18 protein-coding genes are annotated in these 17,336 nt (G+C 62.4%); 6 read left to right on the top strand and 12 right to left on the bottom strand.

From position 1 onward, the window contains the following. Positions 1-34: 34 nt before the first annotated feature. Both F0P96_RS09780 and F0P96_RS09775 read right to left on the bottom strand, forming a co-directional pair. On the bottom strand, positions 35-1,165 hold the full coding sequence (locus tag F0P96_RS09780) for a putative sensor domain DACNV-containing protein (RefSeq protein WP_151078679.1): 1,131 nt from the start codon (positions 1,163-1,165) through the stop codon (positions 35-37). A 107-nt stretch (positions 1,166-1,272) separates the two neighbouring features. Continuing rightward, positions 1,273-1,815 (bottom strand): DUF1697 domain-containing protein, encoded by a 543-nt coding sequence (locus F0P96_RS09775; protein ID WP_151078678.1) that lies wholly within the window; start codon positions 1,813-1,815, stop codon positions 1,273-1,275. Positions 1,816-1,963: 148 nt separating this feature from the next. Here F0P96_RS09775 and F0P96_RS09770 point away from each other — a divergent pair, with 148 nt between their 5' ends. Then, on the top strand, positions 1,964-2,398 hold the full coding sequence (locus tag F0P96_RS09770) for a VOC family protein (RefSeq protein WP_151078677.1): 435 nt from the start codon (positions 1,964-1,966) through the stop codon (positions 2,396-2,398). 273 nt (positions 2,399-2,671) lie between these two features. Then, on the top strand, positions 2,672-3,382 hold the full coding sequence (locus tag F0P96_RS09760) for a DUF4386 domain-containing protein (protein WP_160620247.1): 711 nt from the start codon (positions 2,672-2,674) through the stop codon (positions 3,380-3,382). A gap of 225 nt (positions 3,383-3,607) precedes the next feature. Here F0P96_RS09760 and F0P96_RS09755 read toward each other — a convergent pair whose 3' ends face one another. The 4 genes from F0P96_RS09755 to F0P96_RS21430 form a co-directional block, all read right to left on the bottom strand. Then, on the bottom strand, positions 3,608-3,838 hold the full coding sequence (locus F0P96_RS09755; protein ID WP_151078674.1) for a hypothetical protein: 231 nt from the start codon (positions 3,836-3,838) through the stop codon (positions 3,608-3,610). Positions 3,839-3,971: 133 nt separating this feature from the next. Then, the gene (locus tag F0P96_RS09750; RefSeq protein WP_151078673.1) at positions 3,972-4,382 is read right to left on the bottom strand and encodes a hypothetical protein; all 411 of its coding nucleotides are present in this window, start codon (positions 4,380-4,382) and stop codon (positions 3,972-3,974) included. 136 nt (positions 4,383-4,518) lie between these two features. Then, complete coding sequence (locus F0P96_RS09745; RefSeq protein WP_151078672.1) at positions 4,519-4,947, bottom strand: SpoIIAA family protein; 429 nt, start codon at positions 4,945-4,947, stop codon at positions 4,519-4,521. Then, positions 4,875-5,150 carry a hypothetical protein gene (locus F0P96_RS21430; RefSeq protein WP_420840952.1) on the bottom strand — a complete coding sequence of 92 codons (276 nt, stop codon included), beginning with the start codon at positions 5,148-5,150 and terminating at the stop codon, positions 4,875-4,877. The genes F0P96_RS09745 and F0P96_RS21430 overlap by 73 nt, the downstream gene beginning before the upstream one ends. Here F0P96_RS21430 and F0P96_RS21425 point away from each other — a divergent pair. Further along, positions 5,031-5,360 carry a hypothetical protein gene (locus tag F0P96_RS21425; protein WP_420840955.1) on the top strand — a complete coding sequence of 110 codons (330 nt, stop codon included), beginning with the start codon at positions 5,031-5,033 and terminating at the stop codon, positions 5,358-5,360. The two genes, F0P96_RS21430 and F0P96_RS21425, sit on opposite strands and share 120 nt — an antisense overlap. After that, a complete protein-coding gene (locus tag F0P96_RS09735) occupies positions 5,357-6,211 on the top strand; it encodes a DUF5694 domain-containing protein (RefSeq protein WP_151078670.1) in 855 nt (284 codons plus the stop codon). Before F0P96_RS21425 ends, F0P96_RS09735 begins: the two co-directional genes overlap by 4 nt. Positions 6,212-6,287: 76 nt before the next feature. Here the strand turns inward: F0P96_RS09735 and F0P96_RS09730 are convergent, their stop codons facing one another. The 3 genes from F0P96_RS09730 to F0P96_RS09720 form a co-directional block, all read right to left on the bottom strand. Next, on the bottom strand, positions 6,288-6,656 hold the full coding sequence (locus F0P96_RS09730; protein WP_151078669.1) for a hypothetical protein: 369 nt from the start codon (positions 6,654-6,656) through the stop codon (positions 6,288-6,290). 101 nt (positions 6,657-6,757) lie between these two features. Next, complete coding sequence (gene lpdA, locus F0P96_RS09725; RefSeq protein WP_151078668.1) at positions 6,758-8,164, bottom strand: dihydrolipoyl dehydrogenase; 1,407 nt, start codon at positions 8,162-8,164, stop codon at positions 6,758-6,760. Between the two features lie 372 nt (positions 8,165-8,536). Next, complete coding sequence (locus F0P96_RS09720; protein WP_151078667.1) at positions 8,537-10,189, bottom strand: M1 family metallopeptidase; 1,653 nt, start codon at positions 10,187-10,189, stop codon at positions 8,537-8,539. A 161-nt stretch (positions 10,190-10,350) separates the two neighbouring features. Here F0P96_RS09720 and F0P96_RS09715 point away from each other — a divergent pair, with 161 nt between their 5' ends. Continuing rightward, complete coding sequence (locus tag F0P96_RS09715) at positions 10,351-11,325, top strand: EamA family transporter (RefSeq protein WP_151078666.1); 975 nt, start codon at positions 10,351-10,353, stop codon at positions 11,323-11,325. 28 nt (positions 11,326-11,353) lie between these two features. Here F0P96_RS09715 and F0P96_RS09710 read toward each other — a convergent pair whose 3' ends face one another. Then, positions 11,354-11,848 (bottom strand): DUF4126 family protein, encoded by a 495-nt coding sequence (locus F0P96_RS09710; protein ID WP_151078665.1) that lies wholly within the window; start codon positions 11,846-11,848, stop codon positions 11,354-11,356. 240 nt (positions 11,849-12,088) lie between these two features. Here F0P96_RS09710 and F0P96_RS09705 point away from each other — a divergent pair, with 240 nt between their 5' ends. Then, positions 12,089-12,418, top strand: a complete 330-nt coding sequence (locus F0P96_RS09705; RefSeq protein ID WP_151078664.1) for a group III truncated hemoglobin — start codon at positions 12,089-12,091, stop codon at positions 12,416-12,418. 144 nt (positions 12,419-12,562) lie between these two features. On the opposite strand, the gene odhB is transcribed toward F0P96_RS09705, so the two are convergent. After that, the gene (gene odhB / locus F0P96_RS09700) at positions 12,563-14,248 is read right to left on the bottom strand and encodes a 2-oxoglutarate dehydrogenase complex dihydrolipoyllysine-residue succinyltransferase (RefSeq protein ID WP_151078663.1); all 1,686 of its coding nucleotides are present in this window, start codon (positions 14,246-14,248) and stop codon (positions 12,563-12,565) included. Between the two features lie 92 nt (positions 14,249-14,340). Continuing rightward, entirely contained in the window at positions 14,341-17,193 is a 2,853-nt protein-coding gene (locus F0P96_RS09695; protein ID WP_151078662.1) for a 2-oxoglutarate dehydrogenase E1 component, read from the bottom strand. Positions 17,194-17,336 lie beyond the last annotated feature (143 nt).

Genomic DNA, 17,336 nt, shown 5'->3' with positions numbered 1-17,336 from the left:
GTTTACCGCCCCGGCTAGGCTACCCATTTAGCGACTACAGCAGCAGCACGTCGATGCGGTGAGCGTGCACCATGTGCAGCTTGGCCGACCAGGCGAAGACGGTAAAGTAGCCGTCCTGCGAAGCCACCAGGGCCAGCGAGTCGCGCTGGTCGTGCACGAACTGGGCGGCGGCCAGGTGGCGGGTACCGCCGTTTTGGGCGGGGTGCAGGTAGCGGGCCTCGCTGTCGACCACGGGCTCGGTCAGCACCATCTGGTCGACGGGCACGCTCGATTCGGCGCGGGATACTTTGGCCCCGAAGGCCAGCAGGTGGTAGTCGCGGGTGATGATGGTGGCCCCGTCGACGGCGGTAAAGCCGCCCACAATGCCGATGGCCCGCTGAATTTCTTCCTGCCACTGCCAGCGGGCCTGGGCCAACTGGCGGCCCTCGGCAATGCCGGTGTAGGCCGGCGCCACGGGGTAGGTCATGGGCTGCACGATAGAGGCCTGCCACTGCACCGAGTCGGGCGGCACCACCAGCACGAGGCCGCCGCGGCCGTGGGCGCGCATCACGGCGGCCAGTTCCACCAGCACGTTGTCGGTTTCGCCGGTGGCCGAGGGTAGCTCGCGCCCGGGCAGAAACCGCTGCAGCGCGGGGCAGTCGTCAACGGCCGCGTTTTCGGCGTCCACGAGCTGGAGCTGGTCGCCGCGCAGGATGGCCACGTTCACGAACTTGCCAAACCCGTCGGCGCGGCGGTGCTTGACCACAAGCAGGCCGGGCTCCACCACTTCCAGCACCAGGCACAGCGGCGGAATGCCGGTGGCGGTGCCCCACACGTACAGCCCTTCTTCGTCGTGCCACACGCCTAGGTGAATGCCGGGTTGCTCGACGGCGGGCGCCAGCTTGAGCAGGTTGTAGGGAATCAGCCGCCGCTTGCCGAACACCACCGGCTGGGCGGCCTGCCCGGGCTGGAGCAGGGCCAGGGAAATCTTGGGCGGGTGGCCTTCTTCCCGGCGCAGGCTGGCCCAAAACGCGGCATCAATCATTACCTCCACCACGCTGGCGGCAGGCGGCGGGGCCAGCCGGTCCACGTCGGTAGCATTGGCCGCGGCGCGGTGCCGCGCGAAGTGCGTTTCAATCATGGGGGCCACTACACGGGCCGCCAGGTAGGTGGGTTCAGACAGCATAGACGCAGATACGGAGCATTGCAAAGAGCCGGCGGCGCGGCCAACGAGTCAGCCGGTGGGCGCGGCCACTAGTGCGGCAGCTTGCCAACCGCCACTCACCGCTAAGGTTACTCGTGCCGGGCAGCGGCCAGGATTTTGGCCGCCGTGTGGAAAAAGCGGGTGGTGGTGTGGCGCCCGAGGGTTTTGTCGAGGAAAGCGGTGGACGACGGGGGCCGGCCGTCGAGCAGGTGCCACACCACAAAGGCTTCGCGCTCGGTGAGGTGCAGGATTTCGTAGTCGCCTTTGGGCGAACGGAGCGGCAGGGCCAGCCCGGCCGGGGCGGGCTCGGCCAGCAGCACCAGACACAGGCGCATGTCGTCGGTTACGGTTAGGTGCCGGAAGGGGTCGAGCGCCAGCAGGTGCGCCAGCTCGTCGGGGGTGCGCAAAAACACGGGTACGGCGTAGCCCAGGGCCTGGTGCAGGTGCGCTTCGATGCGGGCCTGAAGCTGGGCGCGGTCGGTGTCGGCGGGGGCGTCGAAGAACACGTTGCCGCTCTGGATGTAGGTGCGCACGCGGGCCAGCCCGAGGTCGGCAAAATGGCGGCGCAGCTCGTCCATGGTCACGCGGTGGCCGCCGACGTTGATGCCGCGCAGCAGGGCGATGTAAGTCATGGGGCAAACTACGGAAAAGGCTGCACCCTGCTTCTGCAGGCGCGGCAGAAACCTTGTCGCAATTGGCCCGCAGGTTGTCGCATTTGCCCTATATACCCGACCAAAAATGCTAATATATTTGGCATACACTTTCTAACCACACTAGCTCATGGCAACTTCCGTTTTTGTCAACCTGCCCGTCCGCGACCTGAACGCTTCCATGGCGTTTTTCACCCAGGTCGGTTTCCGCTTCAACCCGCACTTTACCAACGAGCAGGGCGCCTGCATGGTGGTGAGCGACACGATTTACGTGATGCTGCTGGCGGAGCCCTTTTTCCAGTCGTTCACCAGCAAGAAGATTGTGGACGCGCGTAGCAGCGCCGAAGTCATCCTGTGCCTCTCGGCCGAGAGCCGCGAAGCCGTCGATGCAATGGTTGACAAGGCACTGGCCGCTGGCGGCCAACAGCCCGAAGTGCTGCAGCCGGACCCGGAATTCATGTACGGCCGCAACTTCCAGGACCTCGATGGCCACCTCTGGGAGGTGATGTACATGGACCCCGCCGCCATTCCGCAGGACCAGCCCGCCGCAGCCGTGGGGGCTTAGTAGTAGCTCGCATAGACTTTTTCAGACGGCTGCCGCTCTCGTAGCGGCAGCCGTTTTGTCATTTGGGCCTCCGGGCCGTTGCAGCCGCCGAATACACCGTCTGCTAACGCCGGCGCCACCAGCTGCACAGCGGCGACACGAAACAGCTTTGGCGCCGATGCCTTTGTCACGCCGAAGAACATATAAATATCCTGTTATTTGGTGCAGCGCAGGCCAATGGGTGCGGTGCAATTCGCATCTGCATGGGTACCCTCACTTCAACTCAACTGCCCCATGTCGAACGGTTCCCTTCCCCTCCGTACCGCCGCCCTCGTCACGTGGCTAGCCCTGCTGGGCTCGGTCATTGCGGCTCCTTTTGCCGAAATGTACGTGCTGCCCAAGCTGGTAGTGCCCTACCAAGCCGCCGAAACGGCCCGTAACATTGCGGCCCACGAAGGGCTGTTCACGGCGGGCATCTTCGCGTATTTCGTCACGTTTATACTCGACTTGGTGCTTACCTGGTCGCTGTACCACTTACTGAAACCCGTCAACAAGCCGCTGGCGCAGCTCACGGCCGGCTTTCGGCTGGTGTATACGCTCATTGCGCTGGTTGCCCTCAACAATTTGGTGACGGCCTTGCGGCTGGACACCACGCCTGAGTACGGCACGCTGCTGGGCTCTCCCGAGCAGGCGCAGGCGCTGGCTATGGTGTACTTGCGGGCGTTCAAAAACCACTGGTATTTTGGCCTGTTGGTGTTTGGCACGCACCTGCTGATGCTGGGGTATCTGGTATTCCGGTCGGGCTACATACCGCGGGTGCTGGGGGTGGCGTTGGCCATAACCGGGCTGGGCTACCTGCTCACGAGTCTGCGCCCCTACGTGGCCCCCAACCTGAACGTCGATTTTGCCATGTTCACGTTTTTTGGTGAGCTGCTGTTTATGGGCTGGCTGCTGGTGCGCGGCCACCGCATTGCGGAGTCACCCCAACCCAAAGTGCTGCTTTAGCACCTGCGCCACATCTCCTACCCCGCTTGACGCACGAAATAAAAAGGAGAAGGTGAGCCGCATAAAGTGGCAGAGAGACTTCGGCTGTACTCGCGCTGATAGCCTGATTGTTTTTTAGGCCCTGTTGGTTGCTGTCCGGCATCCTACTAGAAACCGGAAGCAGCTGGCGCTATGCGCGCCAGCTGCTTCCGGTTGCCACAAGGTTTTAGCTTTTCGGCTGGGGCACTACAGGCTGGCGCCCTGCGACGAGGTCAGACTGGCACCGGTGTCCGGGTCGGTGTCGGCAGAGGCGGAGGCAAACAGGCCCTGGCGCTGCGCCAGGTAGCCCAGGCCCAGGGCCAGCAGGGCGGAGCCGCCCACTACCTTCTGCGTGGTGGTGAGCTTCCTGATGGACTTGGCAGCGCCGCTCAACAGGGAGCTTTTCTTTTTTCCGGCTTTGTTTTTCTTCTTGCTCATGGCGGGTGCGTGGTAGGTGAGAAGTAGTAAACTCGGCATCGAGGTGGTAGCTATGGTATGCGCAAGTTGCCGGCGCAAGGTTGCCGCCGGAGCCATTCTTAATACTGGCGCTGCGCGTGCAAAGAGCAAGCGGCTACTGGTCGTCGTCTGGGCTGGCGGCGGGCTTTTTGCCGAAGGAACCGGCATTCTTGTGGGGCTTGGCGCGTTTGTGCGGGATGCGTACTGGCGCTGTTGCCTCGGCCGGTTCCTCGGCATCGGGCGCCGGCTGTGCGCGCGGCCGACGGGGCCGCGGGGGCAACCAGGCAGGCAGGGGTAGCAGCCCGGCCAAGGGCGAGTGCTGCCAGTCGTCGTCACGGAGGTTTTTGAGGTAGAAATAGCCGACGGTCAGTAGAGCGGCGCCGCCTGCCAGCTTCTGCAGGGGGCTGAGCTTGGCTATTTCATCGGTCACCTTGCGGTACTTCTTTATCGACAGGGCGGTGGCGTCGAACAGGTCGCCCGACAGGGTATCGTGCTTCTTCGAGTGCTTTTTGTTCTTCTTGCCCATGAGCGTGCAGCGTAAAGGACCCAAGCGGTGGCGGCCGGCTTGCGGCGCCGTTGGCTAGTGTATTCGCAGTGGCGCGGCCGAAGGTTTTACGGGGGTATTGGCGGCGTAGTAGTTGATTAAGCTTGACCGGCTGCCACTACAGCTTCGACTGCACGACGACCTGCTCGCGGAGCCAGGCGCGGGCTTCGGCTTCATCGGCGAAGCTGTGGTAGGTGGGGGCGCGGGGCCAGTCGAGCAGGGGCTTGTCTTCGGGGCGCAGCCAGGGGGCGGTGGTGGGAGTGCTGAGCACGGCGCCGTAGCGGTAGTTGCCCTGCACCACGGCGCGGGGCAGCCAGTGCGCTACCACCCACGCCCGCTCGTCGGGGCTCAGGGGGTCCATACGGCGCAGGTCGACCAGGGCCTTGCCGGTACCCAGGGCCCGGATGATGCGCAGCAGCGCGTTTTGAGCGGCCTGGTAGTCGGCGAGGGTGCGGGGGCCGGGCTGCCAGCGCATCAGGGCGAAGCCTTCGGGGTCGGCCAGCACGTGGGCCGCGGCGTTGGCGAAGCGGAGCGGCGGGATAGGCATGGCATTGGTACGCGAATAGGCAGGCCAGAGGTGCCCAGCGGCGTGAAAGTAGCCGCTTCAGGGGCAGGCAGCAGGTAACTATCATGTTCGCCCGCTGCCCGCCTGGCGGTCAAGGCTTGATACCCCATGACCGTCACGGCTTCGGCGATGCGCGGGCCGATTATGTGCACGCTCAGGAGTTCGTCGGTTTCTTTGTCGGCCAGCATTTTCACGAAGCCAAGCAGGCTCATGGTAGGCCGCAGACTCAGCTTAGCCGCGGCAAATCTGATTACCAGGTGGTGAAGTCTAAGAACAGCGGCGCCAAGTGCTTCGGCCGTAACAAGCCCTACACCACATCATTATGCGACCTGCTGAAAGCCAACTACCTGCCGAAGCGGCTCTACCTTGCGGCCTGCTTTTGCCCAACGCCATGAAACATTTCCTGTTGCTGCTTGCCAGCCTATTCCTAACCCTTGGGGCCGCTGCCCAAACCAAGCCCGCCGAGCTGCTGCTGCTCGGTACGTTCCACTTTCACAACCCCGGTGCCGACATCGTCAAGACGAAATCGTTCGACGTGCTGGCGCCCAAGGCCCAGGCCGAGTTGGAGACGATGACCAACCGCCTCAGCCAGTGGCACCCCGACAAGGTATTTGTGGAGTGGGACTGGAACAGCCAGGCCGAACTCGACGCGCTTTACCAGCTGTACCTAGGCGGGCAAAGCCAGTACGAGCAGGCCATCCTGGCCAAGTACCCCAAGCCCGGGCAGCGCGACTTCTTCCTGAAAAATGAGATTATCCAGCTGGCTTTCCGCACCGCCAAAAAGGCCGGCCTGAAGCGCGTGTACGCCTTCGACTACACCAAAACCACGTTCCCCTTCGACAGCGTGCAAAAGGCCATGCAGCAGGCGCACCAGGACGCCCTGATGCAGCAAATCGGGGCGACGTTTAAGAAAGTCGAAGCCGACCAGAACCAGAAGCTCAGCACCCTCACCCTCACCCAGCTCCTGCTCGACTTCAACACGCCCCAGAGCAACCGCGAAAACAAGGGCGCCTACCTCGACCTGCTCAACCGGGCCGGCAGCGTCGGGAGCTTCGCCGGGCCCTGGCTGGTGTCGGAGTGGTACCGGCGCAACCTCTACATGTACTCGGTGGTGCAAAAAACCGTGGAGCCCGCCGACCAGCGCGTGCTGGTGCTGGCGGGCGCCGGCCACACGGCCATGATGCGCGAGTTTGCCCAGTACGATTCCCGCTTCCGGCTTAAGGAGCTGAAGGACGTGGTGAAGTAGTGGGGCGCTGGGATGCCTCGGCAGGTTGGTAGCGACGTGCCAGGCTGCCAAAAGTGACTTGGTAGTCTTGTAGCAGCTACATCGTTGATGAAATGACGTAGATACCGTTCCAACTTCGTCGGAATTCCGCCCAAGACTTGCCTTGCCACGGGAACGGCTCTTCCTCGAAGTGCCCACCGGACTCTATCAAGACGTGAAGCAGCGAATTGAGCAGGTAGGCATTGTACTTATGCAACGCTTCGTGTGTAATGCCCCAAGTCTTGTCGATTTGGGCAACCACCACCTGCATAGCAACACCAGCCTCCGCCACGCACTTCAGCAGCCAGCTTTCTTTGCCGAGGTCGATGCACTCGATTTGCAAGCCCGTAAGCTTGGAAATCTCTCGATGCAAGAAGTATATCGATGGCGGTGAGCCTGCGAAATGCACTTCGTCAAAGCCCATCATAGCGGCATTGCGGGTTGGTTAGGATTCCAATGTATCCAAAGTAAACGGCCAGCACCGCAATGAAGCAGTGCTGGCCGTCTTTTGGTATTTCCGACCCAGTATTACATATGAATAGCCCGGTTCTCCGTCGCGGCGAGGCAGGCTTCCTTCATGGCTTCGGCGTAGGTGGGGTGGGCGTGGCTCATGCGGGCCACGTCCTCGGCGGAGGCGCGGAACTCCATGGCCGTTACGGCTTCGGCAATGAGGTCGGCGATGCGCGGGCCGATCATGTGGACGCCCAGGATTTCGTCGGTTTCCTTGTCGGCCAGCACCTTCACGAAGCCATCGAGGTCCATGGAGGCGCGGGCGCGGCCCGAGGCGCGGAAGGGGAAGGAGCCGGTTTTGTAGGCGCGGCCCTGCTCTTTCAGCTGCTCTTCGGTGTAGCCCACGCCGGCCACTTCCGGCCAGGTGTATACCACGCCGGGGATGAGCAGGTAGTTCACGTGGGGCTTCTGGCCGGCAATGCGCTCGGCCACGAACACGCCTTCTTCCTCGGCTTTGTGGGCCAGCATGGCGCCGCGAATCACGTCGCCGATGGCGTAGATGCCGGGCACGTTGGTTTGCAGGTGCTCATCGACCTTGATGCGGCCGCGCTCTTCCATCTGCACGCCGGCGGCTTCCAGGTTCAGGCCGGCGGTGTAGGGCACGCGGCCCACGGCCACCAGGCAGTAGTCGCCCTCAAACTTCACTTCCTCGCCCTTGGGGTTGGTGGCCGTCACGGTCACGGTGTCCCCGTTGCGGGTGGCGCCGGTGACTTTGTGCGAGAGGAAGAACTCGATGCCGATTTTGCCCAGGATGCGCTTGAGCTCCTTGCCCAGGCCGCGGTCCATGGTCGGGATGAGCGAGTCCATAAACTCCACCACCGATACCTTGGCGCCGAGGCGGGCGTACACGGAGGCCATTTCCAGGCCAATCACGCCGCCGCCGATGACAATCATGTGCTTGGGCACCTCGCGGATGTTCAGGGCCTCGGTGCTGGTGATGATGCGCTCCTTGTCCTGGGCGATGAACGGCAGCACCGTGGGCTTGGAGCCGGTGGCGATGATGACGTTCTTGGTTTCGATCTGCTGGGCCTCGCCGCCTTCGCGGGGCACGATGCTGATGTGGTTTTTGTCGACAAACGAACCGACGCCCTTGATGACGTCGATTTTGTTTTTCTTCATCAGGAACTGGATGCCGTCGACATTGGCCTTCACCACCCCGTTTTTGCGGTCGATGAGCTGGTTCATGTTGATCTGCAGGTCGCTCAGCTCGATGCCGTGCTCCTTGAAGGTGTGGCCGGCGTTGTGGAAGTGCTCGGTGCTGTCGAGCAGGGCCTTCGAGGGAATGCAGCCCACGTTCAGGCAGGTGCCGCCGAGCGTGTCGTATTTCTCGATGATGGCCGTTTTGAAGCCGAGCTGGGCGCAGCGGATGGCCGCCACGTAGCCGCCGGGGCCGGAGCCGATGACGGTAACGTCGTATTGGTTCATGCGGAAGGGTCGTCGGGTTGGAAAAGCGCTTACGGGCAAAGGTAAGGCAGAATGCGTAGCGCCGAAGGAGAAACCGACGGAGGGCGCTGCCGGTTGGCCCCGGCTTCCGAAAACCCACCAAGAGTAGTCCGACGCGCAATTCAACGGCACGAGCAGCAGCCCGCGCAAGTACTTATTCTCACTGCACAAAAAGACACGAGCGAGCTTATTTAGGCGTTTGAGAGTGTAGTAACTATAGTTACCAACAAGGTAGTAAACAAGGTTACATAAGCCCTTACTGTGTTTTGCCCTCCGTCACGCTGGCGAAGATATAAGGGCAGGGCGTTTCTGGTGCCACCCACACCAACGTCGGCTAGTGACAGGCTGCCCGGTTTACTCCACCAACACGCCAATGTAGTAGTTGAAGGTATCGATTTCAAGGTTGTCTTTGGTGGCGCCGGGCAGGTCGATGGGAGCGAATTTATTGATTGGGAAAACGGTCCGGTACTCGCCGCCGCGGGTGCGCACCCGCACGGGCAGGTTGAAGTCGGGCTCGTCGGCAACCCAGCGGGCCAGCGTCTGGTTGTTCTCGAAGCGAATCTCCAGCGTGGGCAGCGCAGCGTGGCGCAGGTATTGGTGGAACACCGGCGTCAGCTCACGCCCGAGGCCTTTGAAGTGCTTCAGCACCTGCTCCGTGGTAACGGTTTTGTGGTAGTAGAGCTGGTTGAGGTTGCGCAGCAGTTCGCGCCACTTCTCGTCGTTGTTGAGGCCCACGCGCAGCATGTTCAGCAGCACCGCGCCCTTGTCGTACATGTCGCCCGAGCCTTCGCGGTTCACGCCGTAGGGCCCGATGATGGGCTTGTCGTTTTGGATGTTGCGGCGCTGCCCGTGCAGGTATTCCTGACCGGCCTGCTTGCCAAAGAGGCTTTCCACAAACAGCGACTCGGAGTAGGTGGTAAACGACTCGTGAATCCACATGTCGGCAATGTCCTGGCTGGTGATGTTGTTGCCGAACCACTCGTGGCCGCTTTCGTGGATGATGATGAAGTCCCACTTGTCGCCCCAGCCGGTGGCCGAGCGGTCTTTGCCGAGGTAGCCGTTTTGGTACTTGTTGCCGTAGGCCACGGCGCTCTGGTGCTCCATGCCCAGGTGCGGCGCGTCCACGAGCTTGTAGCCGTCTTGGTAGAACGGATAGGGCCCAAACCAATGCTCGAACGCCTTGAGCATGGGCTTCACGTTGGCCCCGAACTGCGCCCTGGCCTTGGCCAGATTTTCGGGCAGCACCCAGTAGTCGAGCGTCAGCCGGCCCTTTTCGCCCTCGTAGGTATCGGCGAAGTGCTGGAAGTCGCCCACGTTCAGGGCCACGTCGTAGTTGTTGATCGGGCTGGAAACAAACCAATCGTAGCGCGTAGAGCCGCCCTTGAGTTTGGTGGTGCCGCGCAGCCGGCCGTTCGATACGTCCTTGAGGCCCTTGGGCGCGCTGATGCTGATGAGCATGGAGTCGGGCTCGTCGGACTGGTGGTCTTTGGTGGGCCACCAGATGCTGGCGCCCACGCCCTGGCAGGCGGTAGCCACCCAGGGCTTGCCCTGCGCATCCTGCGTGAACACAAAGCCGCCGTCCCAGGGGGCGCGCTCGGCCACGGTGGGCTGGCCGCTGTAGTACACGGTAAACTCGTCGCGGGCACCTTGTTTTATCGGCGCCGGAAACGTGACGAACACGGCGTTGGCTTCGCGGGCGAAGGGCAGTTCCCGGCCGCGGTACAGCACCCGCTCGACTTTCAGGTTGGCAAACAGATCAAACTGCAGCCGGGTGAAATCCTGCGTAGCGGTGAAGCGGAAGAGGTTGGAGCCGCTGATGGCCCGCTGCGCCACGTCGAGCTTCACATCGAGGTGGTAGTAGCCCACGTCGTAGCAGGTGCGCAGTGGGGTGAGCGTGCCGCGCAGCGAATCGGCACGGGTGAAGGCTTCCTTGGGCTGCAGCAGCTGGCCCGACGCCAGCAGCGGCAGCAGCAACGCGCAAAGGACAGTGAGGAGGCGGTGAAGCATGGGAACAGGGAACTGGGTTTTGCAATGCGGCTACTGACCCGGCAACGCCGCCGCGGTTGCGCAAAGAACGGCATCCGGGGTTGTGCGTAAAGAGCCCGGCACCCAGTTCACCCCGCAGCCCCGCGCGGTTTGCCGTAGTTTTGCGGGCTATTCCACCTCGTATGACTTCTGTTTCTGTACCGCGTCCGCCGGCGCTGCTCGTGGGCGGGGCGCTGCTGTCCATCTACCTGATTTGGGGCTCCACCTACCTGGCTTCCAAAACGGCACTTACCGCGTGCCCGCCCATGCTGCTCTCGGGCATGCGTTTTCTGCTTGCCGGGGCGGTGCAATACGGCGTGGTGCGCCTGAGCGGGGCCGCCGCGCCCAGCCGGCAAGACTGGCAACGGGCCGCGCTGGCGGGGTTCTGCCTGTTGTTGTGCGGCAACGGGGGCACCACGTTTTCGCAGCAATACATTCCCTCGGGGCTGGCGGCCCTGCTGGTGGCGTCGGTACCCATGTTTCTGGCCTTGCTGAGTTGGGTGAGTGGCCTGACGCCCCGCCCTACCGTGCCCGTAACGGTGGGGTTGCTGCTGGGCGCCGTGGGCATGTATTTGCTGGCCAGCACCCGCATTAGCGGCGACGTACTCATACCCGGTCACGTTCCGCTGGGCATTGCGGCCGTGCTCATTGCCTCGTTTATGTGGTCGATTGGTTCGTTGCTGTCGAAGCAGAAACCGGTGGGCGGCTCGCCTTTTCTGGGCGTGGGCATGCAAATGCTGTGCGGCGGCGCCTTCCTGCTCCTGGGCGCATTGGTGCGCGGCGAAGCCGCCTCGTTTCAGCTGGCCAACGTGACGCTCAAGGCCGGGCTGGCATTTGGCTACCTGATTGTGTTTGGGTCGTGGATTGCCTTTTCGGCCTACATCTGGCTGCTGCGCATGGTGGAGCCGGCCCTGGCCGGTACCTACGCGTTTGTGAATCCCGTGGTGGCGGTGCTGCTGGGCTGGGCTTTTGCGGGCGAAGAGTTGAACCCGCAAATGGCCAGCGGCGCTACCCTCATTGTGCTGGCCGTGATGCTGGTGGTGCTGGGCGGCCGCCGCTCCCGGCCACAGCCGGCCGCCGAAGCAACTCCCGAACCACACCTGGCCGTGAAAAAGTAGCCGGCGTTTCGGCCGCACGCCGTTCGGCTTATCGTCCCGGTTTACGGCCGCTGAGCAGGGCTTTGCCGCTGACAATGGTCAGCACGTCTTCCACCACGCCGGTCCAGGGCTCTTTCAAGTCGGTGCGCTGGTCGGCCAGCTTGCGCAGGCTCATGGCGGCGTAGGAGCCGGCCACCGCGCCCACGCCGCCCACCACCGCCCCGCTGAGCAAGCTACCGCGGTTGAGCTTGTGGACGATGGCGCCCACCAACGCCCCCGACACCACGCGGCCCGCCAGCACCGGCGGGGCGGTGCGGTCGGGCATCTGGGGCAACTTGTCGGCCAGCATTTCCGACCCGGCCAATAGCTTCAGTCCCCGCGCCGCCCACTTCGACTGAAACCAGCCGAGCGACGAATGCGCCAAGCGGCCCGAAGGGCGCCGCCGCAACGCGCTGCTGAGCAGCGCCGGCGCCGACATGCTGCGCATGCCCGCTACCACGCCGAGCCCGAATGATTTCCAGAAAGCCGAGGATGCAGATGCCATAGTTCAGAAGCCTAAGTGGGGTACGATGAGCTTAAACGGGCTGGCGGCACCGATGGCTGGTTTCGCAGAACTCCGTTTTGCCGACTGATTGCTTTTTTGAACAACGCTGCGCGTTTATGCAACAACTATATTGTATGTGTTTTACATTGGCTTGCAATTAGGCAAGCTGTGCAGGCGGCGTGCTTGCCCAGTTTACGTGTGAATTCCGAGTCTTGTCCGCTGCCTATTTCTTTCTTCGCCATGCCCAACGCTGCCCCACTCTCCGCCACGGCCAACGAAACCGACATCCAGATTTTGCCGCATTCGTTCTACGACGCAGCACCCCAGGAAACTCTGCTGGGCCCCGTTGCCAATGCCGTGGCGCACTTATTCTGGCCACAGCACCTGCGCACGATGTCCGATTTCTGGAGCGCGGTCCTGTTCGGGCATCCGCATAAAAAAGGGCGCCGGTTCTCTCGGTATGTTGGCCTACCCGTCGAAGGCGCGCACTTCAAGCAGTGGCTGCAGCTGTTTTTCGATACTGTGTGCGCGGATTTTTCCAGAACCGAAGCCGACAAAACCCGCCGCTAAGCGCGCTTGCAGCACTAAGCAAATAGCTGCCCCTAAAGCCAACAGGCAGGAATACGACGGGCGCATTGTCACCTCTTGCTGAATGAAAAAAGCCGCGTTCCTGCAAGCAGGAACGCGGCTTTTGCGTTTGTTGCGCGACTACGCTTACACGCCCAGCAGCAAGCGGGTCGGGTCTTCGAGCAGTTCCTTCACGCGCACCAGGAACGACACCGACTCGCGGCCGTCAATGATGCGGTGGTCGTAGCTCAAAGCCAAGTACATCATCGGGCGAATCACCACCTGGCCGTTTTCGGCGATGGGACGCTGCACGATGTTGTGCATGCCCAGAATGGCCGATTGCGGCGCGTTGATGATGGGCGTGCTCATCATCGAGCCGAAAATGCCGCCGTTGGTGATGGTGAACGTGCCGCCGGTCATCTGCTCGATGGTGAGCTTATTGTCGCGGGCCAGCGTGGCGAGGCGCACCACTTCCTTCTCAATGCCGTCGAACGAGAGCAGTTCGGCGTTGCGAATCACCGGCACCACCAAGCCTTTCGGGGCCGACACGGCAATGCTGATGTCGCAGAAGTCGTTGAATACGATATCGGTGCCGTCGATTTGGGCATTTACCGAGGGCCACTCCTTCAGGGCCACGCACACGGCCTTGGTGAAGAAAGACATAAAGCCCAGGTTCACGCCGTTTTTCTCCTTGAACTTATCCTTGAACTTGGCGCGCAGGTCCATGATGGGCTGCATGTTCACCTCGTTGAAGGTGGTGAGCATGGCCGTTTCGTTCTTCACCGCCACCAAGCGGCGCGACACCGTCTTGCGCAGATTCGACATCCGCTCCCGGCGCTGGTTGCGGTTGCCCGCTGCCGGTTGCGCGTTGTCGGTTTGCGGCTGAGCAGCGGGAACCGAAGACGCCGGAGCGGCCACCGGGGCCGGAGCAGCGGCCTGCGGCTGAGCTTTCAGCGCGTCTTCTTTCGTGATGCGGCCGTCGCGGCCCGAGCCCTGCACACCGGCGGCGCTGATGCCTTTCTCGTCGAGAATTTTGCCGGCAGCCGGTGAGGGCACGCCTGCGGCGTAGGCTGAGCTGCCACCGGTCGGAGCCGCAGCTGGGGCGGTAGCAGTAGCTGCCTGAGGAGCCACCGCGGCGGCTGAAGCCGCCGGAGCACCGCTACCGGCACCGCCTTCGATGCGGGCAATAACGGTACCGATGCCGATGGTTTCGCCTTCCTTCACAGCATGGCGCAGCGTGCCGCTGCCTTCGGCGGGCAGCTCAAACGTGGCCTTGTCCGATTCCAGCTCGGCAATAACTTCGTCGCGTTGCACCGAGGCGCCGTCGGGTTTCAGCCACTTGGCCACGGTTACTTCCGTGATGGACTCGCCCACGGGCGGAATCTTCATTTCCACCGTGGCACCGCTGCCACCGCCAGCGGCCGGCGCTGCGGGTGCGGCGGCCGGCGTGGGCGTGTTGGCCGAGCCGGCCTGCGACCCGCCGTAGCCCGACTGGTTGCTGGCCTGCGGGTTTTGCTCGCCTTGCTTCACCGGGTCGGCAGCCGGCGCGGCGGGTGCGGCCGTAGCGGCCGGCTGGGCCGAAGCCGCCGGAGCAGCACCGTCGCCACTGATTTCGGCAATGGCGGTGCCGATGCCAATGGTTTCGCCCTCAGCCACGCGGATTTTCAGGATGCCGTCGGCTTCGGCGGGCAGCTCAAACGTGGCCTTGTCCGATTCCAGCTCGGCAATGACCTCGTCGCGCTTCACGGCTTCGCCGTCTTTCTTGAGCCACTTGGCAATGGTGACTTCGGTGATGGATTCGCCAACGGCGGGTATTTTGATTTCCAGACCCATGGAGCAGGTGATTGGAGAAGAGTTCTAGTTGGAGGGGAAAGATGCGAAGCAAAAAGCAGATACTGCCGACCAATGGGGCGGCCGCCTCGGCGCTAGTCCTGCTTCTTGGCGACTTCTACGGTGGCTTTGATGTTGCCGGCGTCGACTTCCGGGGTTGAAATACCGAAGGCGCGGGCCACAATCTGCTTTTGCTCCTGCACGTGCACCTTGTTGTAGCCGGTAGCGGGCGAAGCCGAGGGCTTGCGGGCCACCACGTCGGCCAGCTCGCGGCGCATGAAGCGGAGCATGTAGTTCCAGTAACCCATGTTTTCCGGCTCTTCCTGCACCCAAATCAGCTCGGCTTTCGGGTACTTTTTCAGCTCGGCGTCGAGTTGCTTTTTTGGGAACGGGTGCAGCTGTTCGAGGCGCACGATGGCCACATCTTTCCGCTCGCTCTTGGTTTGCTCTTCCAGCAAGTCGTAGTACACCTTGCCCGAGCACAGCAGCACGCGCTTCACTTTCTTGGCCTCGGCGTAGGTGTCGCCCAGCACTTCGCGGAACGAACCGGAGGTAAATTCCTCCAGCGGCGAGGCGCACAGCGGATGACGCAGCAAGGACTTCGGCGACATCACCACGCAGGGCTTGCGGAACGACCACGTGAGCTGGCGGCGCAGCAGGTGGAAGAAGTTGGCCGGCGTGGTAATGTTGCTCACCACGATGTTGTTTTCGGCCGCCAGCTGCAGGAACCGCTCGGGGCGGGCGTTGGAGTGCTCCGGGCCCTGGCCTTCGTAGCCGTGGGGCAGCAGCATCACCAGCCCGTTCATGCGCTGCCACTTGCTTTCCGACGACACCACGAACTGGTCAATCATCGTCTGGGCGCCGTTGGCGAAGTCGCCGAACTGCGCTTCCCACACCACCAAGGCGGTGGGGTTGGCCATGGCATAGCCGAATTCAAAGCCCAGCACCGCGTACTCGCTCAAGAGCGAGTTGTAGATGTGCAGCTTCTCGTGCGGGCCTTCGATGTGGTCGAGCGAGCTGTACGGCGCCGAAGTAACGGCGTCGTGCAGCACGGCGTGGCGGTGCGAGAACGTGCCGCGCTGCACGTCTTGGCCGCTCACGCGCACAATGTGGTTTTCCGTCAGCAAGGAGCCGTAGGCCAGCAGCTCGCCCGCTGCCCAGTTCAGCACCTTGGTTTCGTAAAACATCTTGTTGCGCTCCTTCAGCAGGTTCTCAATCTGCTTGATGGGCTTGAAGCCTTCCGGAATGGTGGTCAGCGCTTTGGCCACGCGCTCCACCACGTCCTGCCCAATGCCGGTAGCCGGCGACTGGTCGAAGTCCTCGGGCTTGGCGCGGCGCAGGCTGCGCCACTCGTTTTCGAGGGCCTGGTAGTTGTAGGGCAGCGGCTTCTGCTTCACCATGTCCAGGCGGGCCTGCAACAGGTCACGGAATTCGCGGTCCATCTGGTTGGCCAGTTCCTTATCTACGTCGCCGCGCTGCACCAGCACCGCGTTGTATACCTCGCGCGGGTTCTGGTGCTTGCTGATGAGGTTGTAGAGGGCCGGCTGCGTGAATTTCGGCTCGTCCGACTCGTTGTGGCCGTGGCGGCGGTAGCACACCATGTCCACAAACACATCGGCCTGAAACTGCTGCCGGTACTCGGTGGCCAGCTGCACGGCAAACACCACGGCTTCGGGGTCGTCGCCGTTCACGTGCAGCACCGGCGCGTCGATGATTTTGGCCAAATCCGTCGAGTAAATCGACGAGCGGGCATCCTCAAAATCGGTGGTGAAACCTACCTGGTTGTTGATGACGAAGTGCACCGTGCCGCCGGTTTTGTAGCCTTCCAGCTGCGACATCTGCGTCACTTCGTAGCCAATGCCCTGGCCCGCCACGGCCGCGTCGCCGTGAATCAGGATGGGCATGCTGCGCTTGTAGTCGCCGCCGTACTGGTGGTCGAGCTTGGCGCGCACGAAGCCTTCCACCACGGGGTTCACCGCCTCCAGGTGCGAGGGGTTCGGGGCCAGCTTCAGGTTCACTTTCTTGCCGCCGGCCGCATCTACTTCCGACGAGTATCCCATGTGGTACTTCACGTCGCCGTCGCCCATGGTCAAATCCGGCACGGCCGTTCCCTCAAATTCCGAGAAGATCTGCTCGTAGGTTTTGCCCATGATGTTGGCCAGCACGTTCAGGCGGCCGCGGTGCGCCATGCCAATCACGACTTCCTCCACGCCCAGCTCGGCACCTTTCTGAATGATGGCATCCAGCGCCGGAATGGTGGTTTCGCCGCCTTCCAGCGAGAAGCGTTTCTGGCCGAGGAACTTCGTGTGCAGGAAGTTCTCAAACACCACCGCCTCGTTCAGCTTGCTCAGAATGCGTTTTTTGTACTCCACACCGGGGTTGAAGCTCAGCGAGTCGCGCTCCACTTTTTCGCGGAACCAGTCGAGCACCCGCGGGTCGCGGATGTACATGTACTCGAAGCCGATGGTGCGGGTGTAAATCTTCTCCAGCGCCGCCACAATGTCGCGCAGCTTGGCATCGGCACCTAGGCCCATCAGCTCGCCGTTGCGGAACGAAGTGTCCAGATCGGCTTCGCTCAAGCCAAAATCGGCCAAGTCGAGCCGGGCGTGGCGGTCTTTCCGCTCGCGCACCGGGTTGGTCCGGGCGCGCAAGTGGCCGCGGCTGCGGTAGGCATGAATGAGGTTGCGCACCGCCGTTTCCTTGTCGGCTGCCACCGAATCGGCGGGCCGGATGGCGGTGGTGCCCAGCGTGGAAGCGGCCGTGGTGAGCACGCCGGTGCCGGCTTGTTGTTCGGCACTGCCGTCTTCGGGGTAGGTCTGCGAGAAGTCGAAACCTTCGAAAAACTTGCGCCAGCCAAAGTCTACAGACTCGGGGTCGTTTTTGTAGGCTTGGTACAGCTGGTCGATGTAGTCGCCGTGGGCGTTGGCGATATAAGAGTATGCGTCCATGGAGAACGGCTATGTTGGAAGAGACAAAAGTAGTGGCTACTTATGCATGCACAAATATGTATTCGCATACACGAATACAATTAATCAGCAAATACATAAACTACGCACTTGTACTTTATCTAACCATTGTACTGGTTTAAGAA

Source organism: Hymenobacter busanensis (genome assembly GCF_008727865.1).
Taxonomy (GTDB): domain Bacteria; phylum Bacteroidota; class Bacteroidia; order Cytophagales; family Hymenobacteraceae; genus Solirubrum; species Solirubrum busanense.
The sequence above is the reverse complement of the archived record's forward strand: the minus strand, read 5'-3'. Positions and strand labels throughout refer to the sequence as shown.